The sequence below is a fragment of the Microcoleus sp. S13_C3 genome (genome assembly GCF_036700905.1).
Lineage (GTDB): Bacteria > Cyanobacteriota > Cyanobacteriia > Cyanobacteriales > Microcoleaceae > Microcoleus.
In genome coordinates this window covers 1-23,362 of the sequence record NZ_JAUBPT010000052.1, presented here as the reverse complement: position 1 = coordinate 23,362, position 23,362 = coordinate 1, and the positions used below count along the sequence as shown (strand labels likewise).

At 45.8% G+C, this 23,362-nt stretch carries 26 protein-coding genes and 1 pseudogene; 11 read left to right on the top strand and 16 right to left on the bottom strand.

What is annotated here, in order from left to right; all coding sequences use genetic code 11:
- Positions 1-65 precede the first annotated feature (65 nt).
- Positions 66-305 (bottom strand): hypothetical protein, encoded by a 240-nt coding sequence (locus QUA16_RS16040; RefSeq protein ID WP_333105305.1) that lies wholly within the window; start codon positions 303-305, stop codon positions 66-68.
- Between QUA16_RS16040 and QUA16_RS16035 the strand changes: the two genes are divergently transcribed.
- Positions 297-977, top strand: a complete 681-nt coding sequence (locus tag QUA16_RS16035; RefSeq protein ID WP_333105304.1) for a peptidoglycan-binding protein — start codon at positions 297-299, stop codon at positions 975-977. The two genes, QUA16_RS16040 and QUA16_RS16035, sit on opposite strands and share 9 nt — an antisense overlap.
- Before the next feature lie 709 nt (positions 978-1,686).
- Here QUA16_RS16035 and QUA16_RS16030 read toward each other — a convergent pair.
- Positions 1,687-1,839 carry a hypothetical protein gene (locus tag QUA16_RS16030; protein ID WP_333105303.1) on the bottom strand — a complete coding sequence of 51 codons (153 nt, stop codon included), beginning with the start codon at positions 1,837-1,839 and terminating at the stop codon, positions 1,687-1,689.
- 173 nt (positions 1,840-2,012) lie between these two features.
- Positions 2,013-3,890, bottom strand: a complete 1,878-nt coding sequence (locus QUA16_RS16025; RefSeq protein ID WP_333105302.1) for a DUF1565 domain-containing protein — start codon at positions 3,888-3,890, stop codon at positions 2,013-2,015.
- 222 nt (positions 3,891-4,112) lie between these two features.
- Between QUA16_RS16025 and QUA16_RS16020 the strand changes: the two genes are divergently transcribed.
- Together QUA16_RS16020 and thiS are read left to right on the top strand one after the other, a co-directional pair.
- Entirely contained in the window at positions 4,113-5,195 is a 1,083-nt protein-coding gene (locus tag QUA16_RS16020; RefSeq protein ID WP_333105301.1) for a thiamine phosphate synthase, read from the top strand.
- A 192-nt stretch (positions 5,196-5,387) separates the two neighbouring features.
- Positions 5,388-5,600, top strand: a complete 213-nt coding sequence (thiS, locus tag QUA16_RS16015) for a sulfur carrier protein ThiS (protein ID WP_333105300.1) — start codon at positions 5,388-5,390, stop codon at positions 5,598-5,600.
- Positions 5,601-5,858: 258 nt separating this feature from the next.
- Here the strand turns inward: thiS and rpmA are convergent, their stop codons facing one another.
- From rpmA to QUA16_RS15990, 5 genes are all read right to left on the bottom strand, one after another.
- Positions 5,859-6,158 (bottom strand): 50S ribosomal protein L27, encoded by a 300-nt coding sequence (rpmA, locus tag QUA16_RS16010; RefSeq protein ID WP_190738131.1) that lies wholly within the window; start codon positions 6,156-6,158, stop codon positions 5,859-5,861.
- Positions 6,159-6,185: 27 nt separating this feature from the next.
- Entirely contained in the window at positions 6,186-6,578 is a 393-nt protein-coding gene (gene rplU, locus QUA16_RS16005) for a 50S ribosomal protein L21 (RefSeq protein WP_333036112.1), read from the bottom strand.
- 422 nt (positions 6,579-7,000) lie between these two features.
- Positions 7,001-7,216, bottom strand: a complete 216-nt coding sequence (locus QUA16_RS16000) for a hypothetical protein (protein WP_333105299.1) — start codon at positions 7,214-7,216, stop codon at positions 7,001-7,003.
- A 410-nt stretch (positions 7,217-7,626) separates the two neighbouring features.
- Positions 7,627-8,136, bottom strand: a complete 510-nt coding sequence (locus QUA16_RS15995) for a DUF3122 domain-containing protein (protein ID WP_333105298.1) — start codon at positions 8,134-8,136, stop codon at positions 7,627-7,629.
- 110 nt (positions 8,137-8,246) lie between these two features.
- On the bottom strand, positions 8,247-9,191 hold the full coding sequence (locus tag QUA16_RS15990) for a hypothetical protein (protein WP_333105297.1): 945 nt from the start codon (positions 9,189-9,191) through the stop codon (positions 8,247-8,249).
- A 516-nt stretch (positions 9,192-9,707) separates the two neighbouring features.
- Here QUA16_RS15990 and QUA16_RS15985 point away from each other — a divergent pair.
- Positions 9,708-11,228, top strand: a complete 1,521-nt coding sequence (locus QUA16_RS15985; protein ID WP_333105296.1) for an NB-ARC domain-containing protein — start codon at positions 9,708-9,710, stop codon at positions 11,226-11,228.
- Positions 11,229-11,244: 16 nt separating this feature from the next.
- Here QUA16_RS15985 and QUA16_RS15980 read toward each other — a convergent pair whose 3' ends face one another.
- Positions 11,245-11,616, bottom strand: coding sequence for a c-type cytochrome (locus tag QUA16_RS15980; protein WP_333105295.1), 372 nt, complete (start codon positions 11,614-11,616; stop codon positions 11,245-11,247).
- A gap of 74 nt (positions 11,617-11,690) precedes the next feature.
- Positions 11,691-13,178, bottom strand: a complete 1,488-nt coding sequence (gene glpK / locus QUA16_RS15975) for a glycerol kinase GlpK (RefSeq protein WP_333105294.1) — start codon at positions 13,176-13,178, stop codon at positions 11,691-11,693.
- Positions 13,179-13,278: 100 nt separating this feature from the next.
- Here glpK and QUA16_RS15970 point away from each other — a divergent pair, with 100 nt between their 5' ends.
- The gene (locus tag QUA16_RS15970) at positions 13,279-13,863 is read left to right on the top strand and encodes an endonuclease dU (RefSeq protein WP_333105293.1); all 585 of its coding nucleotides are present in this window, start codon (positions 13,279-13,281) and stop codon (positions 13,861-13,863) included.
- A 250-nt stretch (positions 13,864-14,113) separates the two neighbouring features.
- Here the strand turns inward: QUA16_RS15970 and QUA16_RS15965 are convergent, their stop codons facing one another.
- Positions 14,114-15,316, bottom strand: a complete 1,203-nt coding sequence (locus QUA16_RS15965; RefSeq protein ID WP_333105292.1) for a hypothetical protein — start codon at positions 15,314-15,316, stop codon at positions 14,114-14,116.
- 965 nt (positions 15,317-16,281) lie between these two features.
- On the opposite strand from QUA16_RS15965, the gene apcA reads away from it, so the two are divergent.
- The 4 genes from apcA (at position 16,282) to QUA16_RS15945 (ending at position 19,435) form a co-directional block, all read left to right on the top strand.
- The gene (gene apcA, locus QUA16_RS15960; protein ID WP_333036136.1) at positions 16,282-16,767 is read left to right on the top strand and encodes an allophycocyanin subunit alpha; all 486 of its coding nucleotides are present in this window, start codon (positions 16,282-16,284) and stop codon (positions 16,765-16,767) included.
- A 176-nt stretch (positions 16,768-16,943) separates the two neighbouring features.
- Positions 16,944-17,429, top strand: coding sequence for an allophycocyanin subunit beta (apcB, locus tag QUA16_RS15955; RefSeq protein WP_006634930.1), 486 nt, complete (start codon positions 16,944-16,946; stop codon positions 17,427-17,429).
- Positions 17,430-17,769: 340 nt separating this feature from the next.
- Positions 17,770-17,973 carry a phycobilisome linker polypeptide gene (locus QUA16_RS15950; protein WP_006634929.1) on the top strand — a complete coding sequence of 68 codons (204 nt, stop codon included), beginning with the start codon at positions 17,770-17,772 and terminating at the stop codon, positions 17,971-17,973.
- A gap of 247 nt (positions 17,974-18,220) precedes the next feature.
- Entirely contained in the window at positions 18,221-19,435 is a 1,215-nt protein-coding gene (locus tag QUA16_RS15945) for a transposase (protein WP_333181232.1), read from the top strand.
- Here the strand turns inward: QUA16_RS15945 and QUA16_RS15940 are convergent.
- Complete coding sequence (locus QUA16_RS15940; protein WP_333109525.1) at positions 19,432-19,851, bottom strand: EamA family transporter; 420 nt, start codon at positions 19,849-19,851, stop codon at positions 19,432-19,434. The two genes, QUA16_RS15945 and QUA16_RS15940, sit on opposite strands and share 4 nt — an antisense overlap.
- Positions 19,852-19,887: 36 nt before the next feature.
- Between QUA16_RS15940 and QUA16_RS15935 the strand changes: the two genes are divergently transcribed.
- Positions 19,888-21,108 (top strand): FtsW/RodA/SpoVE family cell cycle protein, encoded by a 1,221-nt coding sequence (locus QUA16_RS15935; RefSeq protein WP_333109524.1) that lies wholly within the window; start codon positions 19,888-19,890, stop codon positions 21,106-21,108.
- Positions 21,109-21,540: 432 nt separating this feature from the next.
- Here the strand turns inward: QUA16_RS15935 and QUA16_RS15930 are convergent, their stop codons facing one another.
- The 4 genes and pseudogenes from QUA16_RS15930 to QUA16_RS15915 all read right to left on the bottom strand — a co-directional run.
- Positions 21,541-22,194, bottom strand: coding sequence for a Crp/Fnr family transcriptional regulator (locus QUA16_RS15930; RefSeq protein WP_333109522.1), 654 nt, complete (start codon positions 22,192-22,194; stop codon positions 21,541-21,543).
- Positions 22,195-22,265: 71 nt separating this feature from the next.
- Positions 22,266-22,421: a hypothetical protein gene (locus tag QUA16_RS15925; protein ID WP_333109520.1), complete on the bottom strand. Its 156-nt coding sequence runs from the start codon at positions 22,419-22,421 to the stop codon at positions 22,266-22,268.
- A complete protein-coding gene (locus QUA16_RS15920) occupies positions 22,403-22,582 on the bottom strand; it encodes a hypothetical protein (protein ID WP_333181230.1) in 180 nt (59 codons plus the stop codon). Before QUA16_RS15920 ends, QUA16_RS15925 begins: the two co-directional genes overlap by 19 nt.
- A 31-nt stretch (positions 22,583-22,613) precedes the next feature.
- Positions 22,614-22,943, bottom strand: a pseudogene (locus tag QUA16_RS15915) (ISAs1 family transposase); the annotation flags it as partial.
- A gap of 90 nt (positions 22,944-23,033) precedes the next feature.
- Between QUA16_RS15915 and QUA16_RS15910 the strand changes: the two are divergent.
- Positions 23,034-23,362 (top strand): transposase family protein (locus tag QUA16_RS15910; RefSeq protein WP_333181228.1); only part of this gene is annotated, 329 nt, incomplete at its 3' end.

The following is a 23,362-nucleotide window of genomic DNA, read 5'->3' as shown; positions in this document are numbered from 1 at the left end:
GTTTTTTTGCCAATTGCAGCTATTTCAGGGGATAAATTATTTTTAGGAAAGGGAAGGGAGGGGAATCAGAAATGCCCAATGCCCAATGCCCAAGGCCCCATGCCCAATGCCCCATGCCCCATGCCCAATGCCCCATGCCCAATGCCCAATGCCCAATGCCCAATGCCCAATGCCCAATGCCCAATGCCCCATGCCCAATGCCCAATGCCCCATGCCCAATTCCCAATGCCCAACTTCCCAATTTTTTCCAGATTTGATGTACGATCGCTACCAGTTTTGCAGAGGTCTAATTCCCAATGTCCCAAAACTTGACAGCAAGCTGGAATGAAGCCCGCGAGGTTCCCAGTTTGCTCTTCGGCTGGAGTTTGTGCGGTTTATTGGCAATGAGCTCGATCGCCCCTACTCCTGCTGTCGCACAGCTACCTACCTCCGAACAGAGTAACAGCAATAGCCCGATCGCTCAAACAGGTGCGATCGTCCGCCCCACTCTCAAATTGGGCAGCCGCGGCGAGGAAGTGATCGAACTCCAAGCTGCTCTTCAATTGTTGGGCTTTTATACTGGCACTGTAGACGGGATTTTCTCACAAAGCACCGCTATAGCTGTGTCTCAGTTCCAGGAAGCAGCAGGCCTGCCTCCCGACGCCATAGTCGGTCAAGATACTTGGAACCGGCTGTTTCCTGCGACTCCGAGCGCGATGGTCGAAAACCCCACAGCCAACATTCCCCCAACTGCCGACAACTCAGAGATTAACCCCGAAGCGCAGCCCACCAATTTTCCCGTTTTAAGAAGACGAATGCGGGGGGCGGCAGTCAGAGATTTGCAAGAACGGCTGCGGGCCAAGGGATTTTTGCGCGTGAGTGCTGACGGCGTGTTTGGCCCGGAAACTCAAGCTGCTGTCAAGGCGGCTCAGCGACAATATCAACTGCCAGCAGACGGCATTGTCGGCCGCGCAACTTGGGAAGCTCTGCTGCGTTGACTGTTGACTGTTGACTGTTGACTGTTGACTGTTGACTAATGACTGTTGATTGTTGACTGTTGACTGTTGACTGTTGACTGTTGACTGTTCGGTGTTAACAGCCAAAGACTGCTTGCTACTTCAAAATTTCAATATTTTAGGGCCTAGCATAGTCGATGTAACGCCGTACTTTGGTAAAACAACCCGGTTTCTACCTAAGTCCTAGATTTTATTGACCAACTGCACATTGTGCGACATTGTAATTTTACAAATTGTTAATAATCGCTTTTGAAAGTATTTCGTCACATCAAAAAGTGTCAAGTTTGGTAAACAAAGTGTTTTTAGGCGCGCAGTTGGTGTTAACTTAAAAACATGAGGGGCAAAACCAAGAAGCACCAAAAACTTGGATAAAAAATTTGAAATTAGAGTATTTGTCCCGATCGGCTCTAGTTCGCAGGCAACGCCTGAACCGTGTAGCTTATTAGCACAGAAAGGTTGATATTGCGATTCGTATTGGTTAGATAGCTTTAGGCTATTGGATTAATCAAAAGTTGCGATCGCACAACAGTCAAACACAGAAGTCTGAATAGACTCCGCTGATAGCTAGCTCGTATGCAGAGTAGTTGCAAAAAAGTCCACCTTAGTTGTAGTTTGCTGAAACTCAGCAGAGCTAAAATCCCACTTGAATCAACTTAATTTACAAACTTTTTAGGGTCTGGCATCCGATATGCTAGGCCCTAAAATTTTTGACTGTTGACTGTTGACTGTTGACTGTTGACTGTTGACTGTTGACTGTTGACTGTTGACTGTTGATAGTTGACTGTTGACTGTTGACTGTTGACTGTTGACTGTTGACAGTTGACAGTTGATAGACCTCTGGCAAAAGTCCTTTTAATAAAATTTTGGAACGGGCATCTTGCCCGTCCTAGTTATTTTTGAAAGAGGTCTAATGACTACTGACTACTGACTACTGACTACTGACTACTGACTAATGACTACTGACTAATGACTACTGACTACTGACTAATGACTACTGACTACTGACTACTGACCATTTCATTTAATTTCTTCAATTCGAGCATTCAAACCGTTAGCGCTGAGCATTTGTAGCAATTCCTCAGCTTTTTCGCGTTCCCGAAAAGCACCGGCTTGCATCACTGGTCGTCCGCTGGCAAAACTGCGAAAAGCACCGGGAACGAGGGATTGCATTTTTTGTCGATCGCCCCAACTGTTGGTATCCACCACAACTCGATAGCGCAAACCCAAAGCCGATGGTAGATCGAATGACGGCGAATTATCCGCAGCATCGGGCAAAGAATTCCCCCCTAAAGGTGCAGGTACATAGCCGCCCCTTCCGATCGGAATGTTGCGGCCCGGAACCGGCAATCTACCCTCGGAAGCAACCGCACTCGAACTATCAAAATTGGGAGGAATAATTGGTTGCTGTACCGAACTTTCCGAAACCGATCGATAATTCGGATCGGGCACAGGAATTGCGATCGTCCCTGGGACTACCGATGAAGCACCGACATTCCTCGCAGAAAGCTCTTGCTGCAACTCAGCGCTTGGCGGTGTCGATAGATTTTGCACTGGTCGCCTGGAAACGGGCGCAGGCGGGGGAAGTCGCGCTCTTTCAACTCTGGGGCTTAGCCGGCCGGGAGTGTAAACAGGGAGAGAAGTGTCTGGGCCACCGATGTTGGGAGGTCGATCGGCTATACGCTGCAAAGCACTTCCCCCCATTGGCCCAGGGGTAAAAGTTCCCGCCACATCAACCGATCCCGTCGTCCGGCTGCTCGACAATTGATTGCCGTAAGCTGGGATTACTTGACCTTTTGCCGCATTGTTGACATCATACTGACCGTTGTTGCGAATGACATTGCCCCCCGGTTCGGCAGCAGTTCCCAAATCCGGCAGAGCTCTCGATATCGCCACAATTCCGTCCCGCCGGTTACTCTCGATATAATTGTTACGCAGCACCGGCCTAGCATCAGCTTGCACCACCACGCCATCTTTATTGCGAGTAATTTTGTTACCAATCAGCAGAGGCGAAGCGTTCTGCGCTACATTCACCCCAAATCCCGTGTTGTCAAACACATTATCTCGAACTTCCGGCTGGGAACTGCCAAAAATAGTAATGCCGTTAGCTCCATTTTTCGAGAAAACATTCCCGCCAATCGTCGGCCTGGAAGTACCCACTACCGAAATGCCGTCGTGAGTGCTGCCAGAAAAAGTATTGTTGACAACCGTCGGAGAACTCGATTCGATCCACAAAGCGTAACCGCGATAGTTGGTATTCGTCACTGTCACCCCGCTGAGTCCCGCCCCATCTGCGCCTAAAATCGCAATATTTTGACCCGCCGAAGTCGGACTGATAAAGTATCCTCCGCCTTTGATGACAATATTCTGACCGCGAGTGTTGGGATTTCCCTGAACTGTCACGCTGGGCCTGAGCATTAATGGAAATTTTTCGCCGGTTTGCTCGCTGTAAGTACCGGGCGCTAGCAAAATCGCTGTTTTGGGCGGGGCGACGCTTAAGGCGTAGGTAAGGGTTTTAAACGGAGCTCGATCGCTGCCGTTGCCTCCTGTGTCGCTGCCGCCGATCGAGCTGACGTACAGTATGTTGATGTCGCTCTGCGGGGTCTGAGAAAGTAGCTGCACTCCCGGTATCCCGGCAGCGATAACTGACGGTTGATGGTTGCAAAGGGCGGTCATCGCAAAGACGAGTAGAAGGCAAGAACTCAAACAAGATTTTTGCGATCGCTTTTCTTGGCACTCGCTATATTGAGAATTTAGGAGCATAAATAAACCCCACTGATTTGCGCTCCGAGTTCCGCTTCCCGAATTCGGTGTCGGGTTTTCGCGATCGAACTTGGATTTCACCCGCCTGCTGGGGTTTTCTTCTGTTAATCTTTTGTGTTGTTCTGCTAACCTCACGGCTCTCCTCCGAAGTGTGGTATGCAGTTTAACGATTCCACTCTCATCAAGTTTGATCTATTATCCTTTGTTTTCATCAAATTCCATAAAACTTAAAAAATTATTGTCGAATTTACATTGGTTTATGCCAAAATTAAGCCGCCTGCTTTGCCACAATCTTGACAGCGTGGGACAATGTAGCGGTTTGACTGGTAGGATTAATTATAATTAGGGTGGTTGTGAATGACCGACAAACAAAACAGAACTTTACCGGCACAGCCAGCCCTCTGCCGGATTTTAGATGCAAATTTAGATCGATCGCGCGAAGGGTTGAGAATTATTGAAGAATGGTGCAGGTTTGGTCTCAACAGCGCCGATTTAGCTGGCGAGTGCAAGGAACTGCGTCAAGAATTGGCGGCTTGGCACGTCGCAGAACTTCGCAGTTCTAGGGATACGCCGGCCGATCCGGGTACGGAGTTGACTCACCCGCAGGAAGAGCAGCGTTCGAGCATTCAGCAGCTACTGGAGGCGAATTTCTGTCGGGTGGAAGAAGCTTTGCGGGTACTCGAAGAGTATGGCAAAATTTACGATCGGAATATGGGCGCGGCTTTTAAGCAGATGCGCTATCGGGTTTATACTCTCGAAAGCGATTTGCTGGCTTACCGGCGCTACCAGCAGTTACTTCGATCGCAGTTATACCTTGTAACTTCGCCGAGAGACAACTTGATGGGAGTTGTGGAAGCTGCTTTGCAAGGCGGACTGACTTTGGTGCAGTACCGCGACAAAAACTCAGACGACGGCGCAAAGCTGGCCAACGCGCGTAAGCTTTGCGAACTTTGTCACCGCTATGATGCTTTGCTGATTGTGAACGATCGCGTGGATTTTGCGATCGCAGCGGATGCCGACGGCGTACACTTAGGACAGGGTGATTTGCCTGTGGCGGAAGCGCGCAAGTTGCTCGGCCCGGGACGGATCATCGGTTGTTCGACTACTAATGGCGAGGAAATGCAGCGAGCGGTTGACGCGGGAGCCGACTATATTGGAGTTGGGCCTGTTTACTCCACTCCTACTAAACCTGATAAACAGGCGGCAGGTTTGGACTATGTGCGGTATGCTGCTAATAAGTCGCCGATTCCGTGGTTTGCGATCGGCGGAATTGATATCAACAACCTCGATGAAATATTGAATGCCGGAGCTCAAAGGGTTGCCATAGTACGCGCGATTATGGAAGCAGAACAGCCTACTTTAGTCACGCAGTTTTTCATCTCGCAGTTGATTCGGATGCAGAATCTAAAAGCTCAAAAAGCTTTGCACGGAAAAAGCTAGGTTTCAGTAAGCTAGGACTTACACATCGGTAGTCAGAAACCGGGTTTTTTTGCGAGAAGACACGTTACAGCCCGCAAATTCGGTAAAAACCCGGTTTCTCTGGTAAAAGTGCATCCAGGACTGTTATTGAAAAAGTCGGGAACCTAACAAATAACAAATAACTAATAACTAATAACTAATAACTAATAACTTATGATAAATAAAATTGCGCTGCAAGTTAACGGAGAAACCCGCAATTGTGCGATCGACACACCGTTACCAGAATTACTAGAACAATTGGGATTAAACCCGCGCTTGGTGGCTGTGGAGTACAACGGGGAAATTCTGCACAAACAATTTTGGGAAACTACACAGATGCAAGAGGGCGACATCTTAGAAGTTGTCACAATTGTCGGAGGAGGCTAGCGACAAATTGGTGACAAATTAAACCTTAAATTGTCACCAATTTGCCGAACATAGGAATGTCGCTTGCAGTCAAGTCTAGATCCCCCTAAATCCCCCTTAATAAGAGGGACTTTGAGAAGAATCTTGTCTCCCTAAATCCCCCTTAATTAAGAGGGACTTTAAGAAAAATCTTGTCCCCCCCTTATTAAGGGGGGCTAGGGGGGATCGAGACTTTGAGACAAACAAAAGAGACTGAAAGAACGCCCCAAAATATCGCAATTAAACTGCGACAGCTTCAGCCACGGGTTCAGCCACAGGTGCTGCGACAACAGGATAAATGCTGACTTTCTTGCGAGTTTTGCCTTTTCTTTCAAAAGTCACCACACCGTCAATCATGGCAAACAGAGTATCATCTCTGCCGATACCAACATTATTACCAGGGTGAACTTTAGTGCCGCGTTGACGGATCAAAATGTTGCCAGCTTTGACAACTTGACCGCCGTATTTTTTGACACCCAGACGCTGAGAATTAGAATCGCGTCCGTTACGTGTACTGCCTGTACCTTTCTTGTGGGCCATAATATCCTCAACTGTATTTACTATGTTTTATTCTGAATCAGTTTCGGCGGTTTGGGGAGTTTCAACAACTGCTTGAGTTAAGTCTCTGGCGGCCAAGACTGTACCGTTGACGCTAATCGAGTCAATCATAAAGCGAGTTGTTTCTTGACGGTGCCCTTTTTTCTTCCGAGTTTTCTTTTTCGGCTTCATCTTGTAGACGAGGACTTTGCGGCCCCGGAAATGCCGGAGAACCGTTCCTTCTACAGTGGCATTTTCTAGTAGAGGCTGGCCGATATGAACCTCGCCTTCGTGCTGGATCAGAAATACTTTGTCTATGGTGACTTTGGATTCAGCTTCAACGTGAAGCAGTTCGATGTCGTAGAAGCGGCCTGGTTCTACCCGAAATTGTTTGCCGCCGGTTTCAATGATTGCGTAAGTCATGGGATGGTTGTTGAGATTGCCGTACAGGTAGCTGAGTTGTCCGTTGTCCGTTGTCCGTTGTCCGTTGTCCGTTGTCCGTTGTTGTGAACTTTTGACTGGCGACTTTTGACGGATGACAGTTTTCTTTCAGCTTTTGGAATGTCTTAACCTGATCCGAGCCGGATTTAGACAGACAATCTACTATTATTCGCGATTTTGGTATTTTTGTCAAGTTCGATCGCGCCGGAAAATTCTAATTAGGTAAAACTTAGGCACGGGTGGTCAGAAACCGGGTGTTTTTACGAAAATTCTTCGTTTTCAGCCAGAGATTAGGTAAAAAACCCGGTTTCTTCGGTCTTAATGGGTAAGTCCTGTTAGGGATAAAAATAGAAGATGCTGTAAATTTTTTATCCCATTGATCCAAAAGGTCGATCGAACTGGATTCAAGCAGTCGCAGAACATTTGCTCGATCGTAACAATTCCAAAGCTTGTTGTTTCACCCTACCTTCCATCACCTCTTTCTGCAAATTAATAAAAGCGTCAAAATCTTCTAAACCATACTTGGTCATCTGCAACTGCTGTCGCAACTGTTCTTCGGCCTCAACCGTTAAGTAACCTGTTGCCAAAGCTTTGCGGACAATTTTACTGATTAAAGTCATAGTAGCTTCACCCTGAATACACCTACGTTAAAACACTGAAGTTTTGTCACCCGACTAACTCAGCTTTTAGTTTGTTTCATAATTACCCTTAAAATAGGTTAAATCTACCTTAAGGTCTATGTAAATAAAGTTATTTTTAATACATCCCTGAAACTTTAGCTATTTTAAATGTAGAGTACGATTAAATTGATCTATTTAGTTTTTGCCCGACCACATTATTCTTCAAATACGTTAAATCTACCTTAAGGCATAATTTAAACATAACGATTTGTGACATTGGAAATTGTATCGATTTTAAATGTAGAGTGCGATTAAATTTGTATAGCCTTTCTCAGTAACATGAGATACCCGACGTGCATAGGGCATAGGGCATAGGGCATACCTCACCATGCTTGAGAACCGCTATATATTTAGTTTCTTTCTAACAACAGCCGCCATTCTCTGACAGCAAAAGGAGGAACCAGCAATTGTGTCTCCTTCGGATTTTTCACAGGCAAATTCAACAGCAAAGGTCGATTACTTTCCAATTGTGTAATTATTGATTTGAAATCGTACTCTCCGACATTAATTGGCAAATCCGACTGGCTCCAAATATCATTAGCATTGCCAATTTCCAGCTTTCCCGCCGCAACTTTCAGCGAAACAGGATGCTGCAATTCTGTTCCTGGAAATCCTACTAATCTCAGATTTAAAGACTTTACTACTCCCGACTTGACTCGCTTGTACAAAACAACTTGCCACGCTTTATCGTCTGTATCGCGCAGGCTTTGTACGGATCGGAACATTACTGTCTCGGCAGTTTCAGGATATTTGTGAATCGAAGCCAAAGCGGGCGGGCTGACAGCTAAGATTAGATACAAACACAAGATAATTACAGTTAAAGCCTTGAAGAAGGAAGGTTTTGTACGGAGATTGTTCATAGGATGACCAAAATATCGCTTCTTACCCAAAAGTTTAATAGATAAAAAAGTAGGGTGCGTCGCACGCACCCTACTACTCATTTTAAACCTAGATGAATCCAACTGCCTGCTTAGGCGGGAAGAGCATAAAAAGCAACCCCCTCATCCCGGAAATCTGACCTCATCTGTACCGCCCGCCGCTGCTCTGCGCTTGCTGTGAAAAAGTGTGTAATATTTAGCGGATTTTCCCGTTCCCTCGCCAGGTTGGTAAAACGATAGACGGGTATTGCACCCGGAACAGCCGTGCTATATGAATTGAAAACCTCCCCCTGATCGCGGAACTGGGGTAAGGTGCGAACAAACGTTATCTCACCAGGTTTATTCGTAAAGAAATAGGTTCCTGATGCCGTATTCAAGAAGCGTTCAACCTTTGCGTTACCGTCGCCTGGAGCCTTAAATTCATCGCCTTCACTCTGATAACGAGCAGAGTTGGGGCCTGTTAGTCGGTCACTTTTCTCTATTTGGTCTGTAGTATAAAAATGCCCTCCTGCCGTCTTGTCAAAGAAACGCGCGACGGGAATGCCACTACTCCCTGCTTCATTTACATTCGCACCTGTTATAGGGTCTTTCAAGGCGACAGTGCCACTGGGAGTTGAAACCTGTAATGTGAAAGGCTGAGGAAGTTGTGTTAACGTATTATAGCTAGTCACGCGGACTACATAGTCCACACCAGGCACACTTGTAAGCGGCTTAGAAGCACCATTGGAGTATTCGGTTAAAAAACCATCTATTTTTGGGTTTCCGTTGCCGCCGCTATCATCATCCCGAGCAACAAGAAGAGCCCCATCAGCGACATTCGCACCCGTGCTGCCTTTGGTTACCTGAAAGACTTGCACGTAAGGGTCGAAGCTAGTGCTCAGATCTTTAAAGAGATCGATTGATATAGGCTGATTAACTAACTCTACTGCTAAGAGGTAATCTTTAGCGCGAGTTCTTGCAGGACCATCGTTAGGATTAGGAGTCGGGATATCCTTGTCAGTTGTAGTTAACTGATTTGTCACTTGAACTGATGTCATTTAAGCTGTCCTCTTAACTTTTCTGATAGCAGGTGTTATAAAATACTGCTCTCTACATTTATAAAATACTCAAGACCAATAAGTTACCTAAGAGCTATTAGTATTTTTATTAGGTATTTTTGTGAGTACACTAGGTTAAAAATTATCTTTTTAATATAGGACTTACGCATGGGGACTCGGAAACCGGGTTTTTTAAGAAAATACTTCAAGCGGGCCCATTGATTGGGTAAAAAACGCGGCTTCCAGGAGTCGGAGCGCTTCATTCAGTTGACAGTTGACCGTTGACCTGGGACAGCGACCTCTACCTGGAAGAGGATTGGAGTAATGAATAGTCTTCTTTTAATTTCTCCCGATCGGGGTTCCGGCTTTAAACCAATTCTTTCTGGTAAGTCCTGTAATATTTAAAATGTTGTAGCTAAAATTTCCTCACAAATCCGAAAAAATACGCAAAAAGTTAGGGCCTTAAGCTGGTAAAATCATCAATAATTATGAGTGTGCTTCTGCTTGTGAGTATACATGACATACCCAAATAAACCTTTACAAATACCAGCACAAAAGTTTATAGAGGCTGCGGCTTGCTGGAATCTCGAACAGTTATATGCAGACTTGACAGCGGCCAAGCAAGATTACACTTGCAGTAGAAAGCAGCGACTCACTCCTTTAGAAAAAACTTACCTGCGAGGATTGCTTTGCAATTATAGTCCGGTGGAAATTGCCGCCGCACTCCACCGCGAATGTGCCGGTATTAGAGTAGACTTATCGAGAGGGCTGTATCGCTACATTCAAGTTTTGACGCTGCAACAACCGAAAGACTGGAAAGAAATCCCAAGTATGCTAGAAATACGTGGTTATCAACAAAAGGGTAGTGGAGAAACATTGCTTCCTACATTGAGAAATTATACTCAAACTCCCCAAACTCCCATCGAAAATCGAACTGAATGGGGGCTGGCGGTGGATACGTCTATTTTCTACGGGCGCACAACAGAACTTGCTAACTTAGAACAATGGATTTTACAAGAAGACTGCCGCTTAGTTGCTGTATTGGGTATGGGTGGTATTGGCAAAACTGCTTTAGCATCTAAGCTAATAAATATGATTAAATACCAGTTTGAGTGCGGGATTTGGATCAACATCAGTCATGCACCTCTATTGGCATATACTCTGGTAAAGTTAATCGAATGTTTATCCGATCAACCGCTAATCGATTTAGAGAAATTGTGGTTAGTTACTCACTCTAAAAAAACCTTTTTTCAAGCGCCGCTTGAAATTTTCCGGGACAGTCTAATTGCTTCCACAAATGCAATAGAACCGACCATCATCGCTGAGGCTATCCAGCGCCTGATTCACTGTTTACAAAAGCATAGATGCTTGATAATTTTAGATGGGTGGGAAGCTGTTTTCTCCACTGGGCAGTTAACAGGAAACTATCGAAAAGGGTATGAAGCATATGGGGAACTTCTGAAACAAGTAGGAACATCGCAGCATCAAAGTTGCTTGCTGTTGACTAGCTGCGAAAAACCTAAAGAAATTGCGGCCTTAGAAGGGCAAAATCAATCTGTACGGTCATTGAAATTGGGTAGCTTGGGAGAAGCGGCTGTAGAAATCCTTAAAAACAAGGGTTTGTCTGAAGAAGGTGAATACTCACAATTGATAGAGGCATACAGCGGCAATCCTTTAGCGTTAAAAATAGTAACGACAACTATTCATGATATGTTTGGGGACAGCATTGCTAACTTTTTAAGAAATGGGCTGTTTCTGGGAGATTATAGCGATACGTTATCTCGGCAGTTTAATCGCTTATCAGGATTAGAAATCCAGCTATTACACTGCATGGCGAAAGAAGTCAAGCCTGTTGGTTGTGAAAATTTGTACTCCGATATTCAGCAAGATCGGGATTCAGAATTGCTGAAGGCGCTGGAATCGCTTTTAAGACGATCGCTAATTGAAACAGTCCAAGCCGAAAGTGAAACTCTGTTCGCGCTTCAACCTGCGGTAAAGAAATATCTGATGTCTGTGGCAAGATTGCCTAAGCTATAAATAATCTACCGAGGTTCTATTTCCAATCGGTTTCCGCTTGGGATAGCACGTAAGCTGAAACATCGATAATTTGTTGTTCCGACAAACGATCTTTGTAAGCGGGCATAATACCTTTGCCGTTGGTTACTAAGTTGGAAATGTTGGCGATGGAATCCATGCCGTATTTTTTTAAAGCTTTTTGTTTCAAGTTTTTGCCGCGCCTGATAATGTTGCTGCCGTTGATGTGACAGCCTGCACAGTTGGTGCTGAATACTTCGGCTGCGGTTGTGGGATTTGTAGCTGTATCTGCGAGGGCGATTTTGGAATTAGTGGCGATTTCTACAAATGCCAGTGTCAGTATCAATAGAAAGGCGGTGAGAATTTTTTTTAAGTTATTTAGTGAAATCATCTATTGGCAGGTTGAAAAATAGTGCTGGATTTAATGATATCACTAAATAGGCATTTTGGGGTTAACTCAGCGATTTATTCTTCCCAATCGAATGTGCGGGAAACTGCTTTTTTCCAAAAGCGATATTTTTGTTCACGAAGTGCGATCGGCATTTTCGGTTCCCAAGTACAATCCACCGCCCAATTGTCCCGCAATTCGGCTAGCTGACTCCAAAAACCCACCGCCAAACCTGCCGCATAAGCGGCACCGAGTGCAGTAGTTTCTGCTACCACAGGCCGCACCACAGGCACTCCCAAAACATCGCTCTGAAACTGCATCAGCGTGTGATTTCCCACCATTCCTCCGTCTACTTTTAAAGACAAAAGCTGCACACCCGAATCCTGATTCATCGCATCCAATACTTCTCGCGTTTGCCACGCTGTAGCTTCCAATACTGCGCGGGCAATGTGTGCCTTAGTCGCGTAGCGAGTTAAACCTGCAATTACTCCCCGCGCGCTGTCTTTCCAATAGGGCGCGTAGAGTCCAGAAAATGCCGGGACAACGTAAACTCCGCCGCTATCTTCGACTGTATTTGCTAATGTTTCTACTTCCGCAGATGTGTTGATGATCCCCAAATTGTCCCGCAGCCACTGCACTAAAGCTCCGGCGATCGCAATACTGCCTTCCAAAGCATACACAGCGGGCGATTCCCCCATCTTGTAGGCGACTGTTGTTAGTAACCCTTGCTTTGAAGGGACGATCGCCTCACCGGTATTCAGCAGCATAAAACAGCCCGTACCGTAAGTATTTTTCGCCTCCCCCGGACTGAAACAAGTTTGCCCGACGAGGGCGGCTTGCTGATCGCCCAAAGCAGCAGCAATCGGAACACCTGCCAGCAATCCTTTTGCAGTTCCAAAAACTTGACTCGAAGGGCGAATTTCTGGCAGCATCTGGCGGGGAATTGCCATTATTTCCAAAGTTTCGGCATCCCAATCGAGGGTTTGCAAATCCATCAGCATCGTGCGGCTGGCGTTGGTAACATCGGTAATGTGCGCGCCGCCAGTCAGGTGCCAAATCAGAAAAGTATCGACATTGCCAAAAATCGCATCGCCTTGATTTGCAGCTTCCCGCAATCCTGGAATATTGTCCAGCATCCACTTAATTTTCGGCCCGCTGAAATAAGTTGCCAGCGGTAAACCGCATCGTTTTTGAAATCGATTTTTGCCCTCAACTTCAGCTAATTGATCGCAAAGAAAGCGAGTGCGGGTATCTTGCCAAACAATCGCATTGCCGTAAGCTTTGCCAGTGTTTTTGTTCCAAACAATTGCAGTTTCGCGCTGGTTGGCAATACCGAGTGCAGCAATATCTTTCGGGTCGATATTGCCGATTTCGAGGGCATTTTTAATCACGCTTTGGGTGCGCTGCCAAATTTCATCGGGATTGTGTTCAACCCATCCTGGTTGCGGATAGATTTGCTGGTGTTCTTGTTGGTTGCTGCAAATTATCTGTCCCAGGCGATCGAATACGATAAATCTGGTGCTGGTGGTTCCTTGGTCGATCGCTGCTACGTATTTTTTTGCCAATTGTCTAAAATATTTTTAGTAATGAGGTCTTTAAGGTATATGATACTATATGTAGAAGTCAAATTAATGTCAAAAACTTTAGCTGACGGAATTCCCCAAGTTGAAACTGGCAGATTTGCTGAGGCTCGATCGCACAATTAAGGTTATTGGCTTTGACGACGCTCCGTTTTCTCGTACAAGCGGCAGTCTGGTGTCGATCGCGGGCGTAGTCTGCAGGGGAACTCGATTTGAAGGAATGGTGTGGGGACAAGTTTTCCCAGACGGATTAGATGCCACGGATGCTATTTCTGGCCTACTCCTCGGAGGCAAATTTCTGCCGCAATTGCATCTGGTTTTGCTAGACGGAATTGCTTTCGGCGGCTTCAATATTATTGACCTTCCTGAGTTAGCATCGCGGCTGCAAATTCCTTGCGTTGCTGTCATGCGCCGCCAACCAGATTTAGCTGCTGTTGAAAAAGCCCTCCGCCATTTACCCGACTCGGAATACCGTTTAGAATTGTTGCGCCGCGCTGGTAAAATTCACGCTTTTGAACCTTTCTTTTTTCAAGTGTGCGGCGAACAACCGGAAGTAATAGCGAGGGTGCTCCAGCGTTTGACAGACACTGGTAAAGTTCCTGAAGCTTTGCGTTTGGCTCATTTGATTGGTGCGGCGGTAATTAATGGAGTTAGTAGCAGTTCTGCTTGAATTATTGTTAAGAACGGGCAAGATGCCCGTTCCACACAGAGGAAATTTTTTTGTGCGGTGGGCCGGATATCCTGTTAAGAACGGGCAAGATGCCCGTTCCACACCGACTAAATTTTCTTGTGGGGAGTAGGGGTTGGGCATCCTGCCCGCCCGTTCCACACAGAGTAAATTTTCTTGTGGGCTGGGCATCCTGCCCGGCCATGAAAAGTTTATTGACAATGGTGCAATATCTCAGTTTCTACTCGCTTAATTACACAATCTCGCCGTCAATTTCACCGAATTCGATTTTAGTTCCCAACGCCAAAGTTAGGGTACTTTCAGGTTCTACCATTTTGATATCGCCTTGAATGTCTGTAACCCACCAAGCGCGATCGGACAAATTGGTCAATCCTAACGAAATCTCGTTTCTCGATCGAGAAGTGACTATAGCTACAAGACCGTTAGATGCTGCGGCTGTTAAACTCGGTATGTCAGAGGTGAATAGTTGAGTTCCCGCGCTCAGAGGAATAACTCGACTGCCTAATTTCAGGGAAAATTGACCGCTGGTAAAAGAATTTACTGCGGGCTGATCTGATATAAAGGTAGGCGGAAGATTTGTCGGTGTTGGGGCTGGCAAGTCAGAGTTTCCTACTGTAATTGTACAGTTGCCGATTCTCTTTTGGTCGCCCGATCGCAAATAACTCACGGCCCCGCTATCAACATTCTCGCAAACAATTTGACCGGCTTCCAATTGAAACCGCATAGCCAAGGGCGAAACATTAGGAATGCAGATAATAGACAAATTTTCATCACTGCCAAAAGTGATCGGTTCCGAGCCCAGAGTGAGAGTGCGATTTGCTCCGGTATCGTAACTAATTACCAGCCAAGCTTTGTTGAACAAAGTTTCAGCCACAACTAGCATAATTCCAATCCAAAAACCGATCGCAGCACAGCCAGCTAAACGGCCCGCCGTACCGGATAAATTGTAAGCAAACAGAATAAACAAACAGCCGCCCAACACACCCCCAACACCGCCGCCTCCCATGCCGCGAAGCGCCCCCAAATTAGGAATCCGCTGTGCCAGTCCAAGTCCTAACAAACTGCCAGCTATTCCCCAGCAAATTACTCGCAATAATTCGTTGTTTCCGTCGCCAATTCCGCTGTAAATACCTTCGGCGATCGCCCCAGAAATTGCTCCTGCTATTAAACCAAACAATCCGCCATTTTTTAAAGCCTGTTTAATTTGAGGCTTGCCTTTGATATAGTAATAATAGCCGAACATGATAGCAGTAGCAATGCCACCGCCTACCAATCCAAACCAGCGACCTGTAGACAATACACTGTCAAAAAAAGATTCCGAACCAGGGAGTCGCTGCATGAAAGGTTCGGTGATTAGATTGCCGACGAAACCGCCGACTGCACCGCTAATGCCAAACTGTAAAGCTTTTTTAAGGGCTGATAGATTTCTTTTCACGGCGCACCACATTAAAAGTGAGAGTCAAATCTAGCTACAAGCTCGAAAGTTAGGATTTCCGATAATTTTATATCTGGCAGCGCGATCGAGAACAGGCAAGATGCCTGTTCCACAAACACAAAGAGTGAGTGTTCTTGCGGGTAGTAGGGGTTGGGTAGGAAACATTGGTGTCAACTTAAGCTTTTAGTCCGCCAGTCCTCCCGCTCACCCGGCCGCCCGCCAGGGGTTTCAACCCCTGACGGACTATCGGTTTTACCTTAAGTTGACACGCCTTGGGCAAGAGATCCGGCCCGTCCGAGAATTATTGAGAATGGTGCAAGATGTGAGACGATCGCACATCTGGCCCCTGTCTCCGCGCTGTCTCCCCCCATCTCCCGCTTCCCTCCATCTCAGGGCCAAGCCTTTGAACCTCGCGCCCTCGCCCGTCACAATTCCCGCTCAAGGCTCGATCGCCTGTAACCATTGCTGCAAGATAATTTTAGCAATTTTTTAACTGGGAAATTTTAACTTTTCCGACCCAAGCGAGGGCCCAAATATGAAAAGGAATGTTACAAACTATTACAGTAACACTCAGAATGTGAACATAATGCCTCAAAATACTTGCGAGAGGTAGTTGCGTCCGAGGAGCAATATCCTTACTAACTGTCCGACAGTCACTCGATCGCCACTAAGTGGCCTGCTGCAATCTTTATCATAAATTAAAGATCGCATCAGTCATTTATGGTATTGTAAGCGACAGGCTTAGTGCGGGCACTCACAAGCGCACCGGTGTGAAGAACAAGCGCCGTCAAACACCGAAGGCAGCCGCCCCCCAACAACTTCAACAGTTGCTGGCTGTGGAAAGTCCGACCTTCGGAGTCAAAGCTCCTGCCTGAGCATGAAAGGTAAGGGATGCAAGCGCCCGCCGTCGCTAGCTCAGCGCGGAGCAGTTCGCAATTGCAAAATATCCAGCGGGTACACACAAGATGAGTATCGTCACCAAATCAATCGTCAACGCAGACGCCGAAGCTCGCTACTTGAGCCCAGGTGAATTAGATCGGATCAAAAGCTTCGTCACCTCTGGTGAACGCCGCGTCCGCATCGCCCAAATTTTGAGCGAATCCCGCGAACGCATCGTCAAACAAGCAGGCGACCAACTTTTCCAAAAACGCCCTGATATTGTTTCTCCCGGCGGCAACGCTTACGGCGAAGAAATGACCGCAACTTGCTTGCGCGACATGGACTACTACCTGCGTTTGATTACCTACGGAATCGTAGCTGGCGACATTACTCCGATCGAAGAAATCGGTATTGTCGGCGTCCGCGAAATGTACAAATCTCTCGGCACCCCGATTGAAGCCGTCGCCGAAGGCGTTCGCGCTATGAAAAATGCAGCAAGTTCACTGCTGTCTGGAGAAGATGCTTCCGAAGCTTCCTCCTACTTCGACTACGTTATCGGTGCGATGCAGTAAGGAATTTCGATTTTAGGTTTTCGATTTTAGATTGAAAAATTGGGGGTTGCCGGCAACAAGCTAAAAGTTTTTGCAAATAACCAGCCAGTTAAAAATCTCAAATCCCAAATCCCAAATTCCAAATTCTAGCTCCAAAATTGGACTGACTCAGCCACTTTCTAGGAAACAAGACAACCATGCAAGACGCAATTACCGCCGTTATCAATTCCTCTGACGTTCAAGGTAAGTACCTCGACATCAGCGCTCTAGACAAGCTCAAGAACTACTTTGCTTCTGGCGAACTGCGCGTCCGCGCCGCTACCGCCATCAGCGCTAATGCAGCCACAATCGTCAAAGAAGCAGTTGCTAAGTCTCTGTTGTACTCTGATGTAACTCGTCCCGGCGGCAATATGTACACCACTCGTCGTTATGCAGCTTGCATCCGCGACTTGGACTACTACCTGCGCTATGCCACCTACGCTATGCTAGCTGGCGACCCTTCCATCCTCGATGAGCGCGTGCTCAACGGTTTGAAAGAAACCTACAACTCCTTGGGCGTGCCCATCGGTTCTACCGTACAAGCAATCCAAGCAATGAAAGAAGTCACCGCCGGTTTGGTCGGTTCTGACGCTGGTAAAGAAATGGGCGTCTATTTCGACTACATCTGCTCTGGCTTGAGCTAAGACTCAGGAAAAAGGAAGAAGGAAGAAGGAAGTTCGGCAACGGATTCTGTAACGGATGTAACGGATGTAACGGATGTAACAGATTTCAGTCCGATGGAAGTCGGAAGAAGGAAGAAGATTTATTTCTTGCCTCTTTTAACTTTTAACTTTTTACTTTGGACTTGTTACCTTTGACTTTGAAAAGAGGTCAGGGAAGTTGAGAGTGATTGCTAGACCGTCAAAGGCTTGCCGAGAAAGCCCGACGAGTTTTAACGAGCTAGTTTTGACTCCTAACTCCCTGCCTTCAATCTTTAAAAAATCCATCTAATAATCTGTAAACCTACTCAGGAGTTAGTTTCCCATGAGAATGTTTAAGGTGACTGCTTGCGTCCCAAGTCAAACCCGCATCCGCACTCAGCGCGAATTGCAAAATACCTATTTTACTAAGCTCGTTCCTTACGACAACTGGTTCCGGGAACAGCAAAGAATTATGAAAATGGGCGGCAGAATTATTAAAGTGCAACTGGCTACCGGTAAGCCCGGAGCTAATACCGGCCTACTTTAAGAGCCGAAGCTGGATTAATAGAGGGGTAAGAGGTCGCTATGACCTCTTTTTTGTTTGTTATAGCAGAAGAAAGAATGCCCAGCGTTGTTAATTTAATCATTGACAAATATTTCAACTAAAACAGCAGGAGTCCCGCACTCTAACGGTACCCCGTTGAGTGTCGGGAGGAATGCGCGTGAGGCTCAAGAGCTGAACAAATTATCTATAAACGCAACAGAATTTATTCAATACGTAATACAATCTTGTCATGAAACAAGTCCTGACAGTATCTTGCAAGCTCCAAGTAACGCCTGAGCAGTCCATCAAAATTGATGCAACCCTTCAGGCGTTCGCTAATGCTTGTGAATACGTGAATAAAACTGTGCCGCCAACTCTGACAAATGAGTTGGCGATGCAATCCTTGGTATATCACGATGTCAGAGATATGTTTGGACTTTCGGCGCAGCTAGCAATCCATGCTATTAGACGGGTTTCTGGCAACAGAAAAACAGCTAAAAAAGATGGGAAGCCTGTTAACAAATTTGCTCCTACTAGCGTCACTTACGATACCCGTATCTTTTCTTTGAGGGAAAAAGATTGGACAGTAAGTCTGACTACTACTGGTGGTAGGGAAAGGTTTGCACTGGCTATCGGGAACTACCAACTTGGATTATTGGAAGGTCAAAACCCCAAGACTGCTACTTTGTGCAAACGCAAAAATGGCAGTTACTATCTTAATATTCAGCTTGAATCTCAGCCAGCCGAGCCTCCACCCAGCAATCAAGTTTTGGGTTGTGACTTGGGTAGGACTGATATTGCAGTTACTTCTGATGGAGATACATTTAGCGGTAAACAAATTACCAAAGTTAGAAATCATTATGCCAAGTTGAGAGCAAATATCCAGCGAAAAGCCACGAAAGGCACGCGCAGCACTCGGCGTAGATGTCGAGAATTGTTGAAACGGTTGTCGGGCAAGGAAAAGCGTTTTCAGACATTGGTAAACCACACTATCAGTCACCGTGTCGTAACTAAGGCTAAAAACAAAAATCAAGTTATCGCTTTGGAAGATTTGACGGGAATTAGGGAGCGCACAAACCAGCAGCCACGCTCGAAAAAAGAGCGGAGACGATTCAATAGCTGGGCCTTCTTTCAGTTGCGCCAATTCCTAATCTACAAAGCTATAAAGCATAGCGTAAAGATTTTGTTTGTTGAGCCTAGATACACTAGCCAAATGTGCCACAAATGCAATCATATTCACCCTGTAAAGGGTGAATCTTATAGAAACGGCAAAAAGTTTGCTTGTGGTCATTGTGGATGGAAAGGTGATGCCGACTTAAACGGCAGTAAGAATATTGCTGCTATTGGGGCTTTCGTAAATAAGCCCGAAGGTTCGAGATTGTTTTGCAATGTGCAAGATCATTTCAGGGCTATTGAAAGCCCACACTGTACCTGTACTCAGGGAGCGTGCTGGGTAATTTACTAAGCAGAAAGTATAACTGCGATTATCGCTAACAAAACAGCAAGCATTTGTGGTAATGTAATAGCCTCTTTCAAGAATAAAGACGATAATAATATAGTAATCAGCGGGTAGATAGACGTAACACTCACTACATTGGCAACTTCACCTTTGCCAAGGGCTATAAAAAATACTAATGATGCCACAGTGCCACAAACGCCCACTAACATGGCAAACAAAATTCCCCTAACATCTCCCTCAAAACTAAAATTATTAGTTTGGATAATAATAAATAAAGTAGTTAAAATAGCGCCAATTGCTTCATAAACAAAAGCTGTTTTGTAGTCAATATATTTAGTCGCTAAATTGCCAAAAAATCCCCACAAACCATATAATAGCGAACAGATTAATGCGTAAATTAACCAATCTGGTACTTTAGCCATCTTTGTTAGAGTTTATTGAGAGCATTCTAAAATCCTATGGCTAATGACATTCGACGCTTGATTCCCTTTTTTGACCCCAGCGCCTCTCAATGGGCCGCTGAGGCCCGCTGGCTGAGGTGGCTGACTTTTCTGTGGCTGTTTGTCGGGCTGACAGCATTGTTTTCGGCTTCCTATCCCATTGCAAATTCAGAATTTGGAGACGGCCTTTATTATTTTAAACGACAGCTAATCGCAGTGGCGATCGGGCTGGCAGGTTTTAACTTGATGGTATACTCCCCCCTACGCTACCTGCTGAAAACAGCTCAGTTAGGCGTCCTGTTGCTGCTGGGATTACTGTGGTTGACCTTGGTTCCGGGGGTGGGAACCACTATAAACGGGGCGACTCGCTGGATATCTCTGGGCCCGGTTCCGATTATTCAACCTTCTGAGTTGATCAAGCCGTTTTTTGTTCTCCAAAGCGCCCGCATTTTCGGCAACTGGTCCCGGTTGACAAATAAAGTTCGCTTAACTTGGCTGTTAATTTTCGGTGCAATGCTTTTGGGAATTTTGTTGCAGCCGAATTTAAGTACCACAGCTTTGTGCGGGATGACTTTGTGGTTGGTGGCTTTGGCGGCGGGCTTGCCTTACTTGCAGTTGGGCGCAACGGCTATGGGGGGAATGCTTTTAGCCGTTTTAAGTATTAGTTTTAGGGAATATCAGCGCCGCCGGATTATGTCTTTTCTCAATCCTTGGGCTGATCCGATGCAAGACGGCTATCAGTTAATTCAAAGTCTCCTGGCTGTGGGTTCTGGGGGCATTTGGGGTGTGGGTTTGGGGATGTCGCAGCAAAAGTTATTTTATCTGCCGATTCAGTACAGCGATTTTATTTTTGCTGTGTTTGCTGAGGAGTTTGGTTTGGTGGGATGTTTCTCACTGTTGCTGATGTTGGCGGCTTACGCTACGGTGGCTTTGAGGGTGGCGATGAAGGCTCGAAATAGTGAGAGTCAGTTGGTGGCGATTGGGGTGATGGTGGTGATGGTGGGACAGTCGCTGCTGAATATTGGGGTGGCGACGGGGGTTTTGCCGACTACGGGTTTGCCGCTGCCGTTTTTTAGTTACGGGGGTTCTTCGATGTTGGCGAGTTTGTTGTTGTCGGGGTTGCTGATTCGGGTGGCTAGGGAGAGTTCTGAGGCTGATGTGGTTTCTTTAAACGGTCTCCGTGAAAAGCCGGGAAAGCCGAAGTTGCGATCGAACAACGGCACTACACAAACGGAATAATTTGTCAAGTTATTTCCTACACTCGCGGATAACTAGAAACCGGGTTTTTTAACCACAATATTTGCTTAAAACCTTCAATAAGAGTCAAAAAACCCGGTTTCTTTATCTTCTGCTGCGGTATCATTCCGAGCGATCGACTATTTCCGCCCGTCACCTTTATTTGGCGGTTCTTCTTCTTTTTCTTGAGGTTTAGCTGTGATCTGAGTTAATTCTTTTTTGTCTGGTTGCGGTGTTTCTGGAGTTGAGTTAGCCATTGAGTTTAGCCCTAAATAGATGCACCGCTTAATTATATCTTTTCCGGCTGCAAAGATATTGCTGTAGATAGGGAGAGGAAGAGCCAGACAAACAATTTTGATACACAGAGATTTGATAGCTAATACTGGAAGGCTTTATGTAGATGCAAAAAAGTGTAAATGCAAATTGCTGTCGGTTCTACACTGCTTGAGGGTTGCAGCCAAACAAATCGGAGGTGGAGGCAAAAACACCTTTGTTAAGAATTAAATGCCGATCGCCATCTCGACTGATTAACCCTTGCTGCTGCAATTTTCCCAGCATTCGAGTTACTGTTACCCGCGTCGTGCAAATTGCATTAGCAATATCTTGATGTGTTAAGCGGATATTCAAACGAGTTCCCTCAACCACAGGCTGACCAAATTCCTGTTGCAATAATAGCAGTAGCTGATACAAACGGTCATCTACTCGTCGCTGTCCGGCGATCGCTAAAATTGCTTCCATTTGCCGCAGCCGCCGTACCATTTGAGGCAGCAACTCGTGAGCCAATTGAGGAGAAGCTTCGATTTCCACCATAGAATACCACATCAAATAAACATCTGATGTCGCCGTAGCTCGGTAAGTCTGCAAGCTTGTCAACCACAAACCGAAGCACATCGAAGGCCCAACCCAACCCAAAAGTCCTTCTTCCCCGGTTGGATAAAGCGTACTCAGTTGTGCTAAACCTTGACAGACTCGCCACAGGCCTTGCGACATCATAGGAATGGTTTCGCCCTTGGCATAAAAATGCAAGTTTCGACTCGCTCCTGTGTTATGCTGGATTTCTGCTAAAAGTGCTTTGGATGTTGGTGGCATATCTCTTTTTTCCAGCTAAAAAACATTGGTCTGAGACTTACGCCTCTGACTTTAACCGGCCAAGGTAAAGGTTAGGTAATCGTCAGGTTAGGGGAAATATAAACTTTGATTAATTGTTTTAACTTTGTATATTCACCAGCAATTTGTGCGATCGAAGAAGGAACAGCAGAGCACCAGAATTGAGAAAAACCGCTCAGCAAGTTGCCTGCTAAAATAATGAAGTACATTTATATCCAAGCTTTTCCAAGTTTTTCCAATTCATCAACTCAATAGTTTCCAACTCTAAAAAACTCAACTCATCTTGCCAAGCATTAATTCTGTCACTCCCAACCGGCTCTAAAGTATTGGGATGCCACCCCATTTGACTCGGCGGAACTAAACCTAACACAGCATTTTGTTGCAGGGTAAGAGCATCTTAATCAGGCTTGACACAAGCATTTGAGAATCTGCATCATATAGTCATCATTCATCGCCGCTCGTTTCTTTTTTTGTCGCAAACTACGTCGGAGAGTCGTTTCTTGATTGATGGCATTAAGTGCCATTCGTCTTATAAGAGCCAAGTTTTGAGGGCTGTTTAACGACCGAATGCGGCATTGGTCTTCATTAAAAGTAACATCTAAAGTCCAATGAACTTGGTTTTCAATCCCCCAATGTTGACGAATTACACGACCATTAAGCTGAGCATCCACTGGTAAAGAACTTAGGTAAAACTGTACTTCTTGAGTCGTTTTGTTCCAAAGATGACGGACCAGGGTAAGCTCATCTAATTTGGTATAAATTGTACTTGACAAAACAAACAAAATACACAGGGGAGCCCGCTCGTCATTAACGGTTCTATAATGCCTCAAAAGCTAAGTCATCAAGGTAAGGAAAAGTTTATGGGTATGAGTAAAGGATTCGCTCCCTCCAAGCCAACAGCAAAATCCAAAGAGCTCAACAAGCCAAAATCCATCTCTATCGAAGATTTACAAGCTGGCTTTTCAAATTATTTTGATGACGTACCAGATCCAAGAGTGGAGCGAACCAAACAACATTTACTCAAAGACATTCTCGTCATTGCCCTTTTAGCGGTCATAGCCGGAGCCAATGGTTGGGAAGACATGGAAAATTATGGAATCAGTAAGCTTACCTGGTTACAAAAGTTTTTAAAATTACCCAATGGCATCCC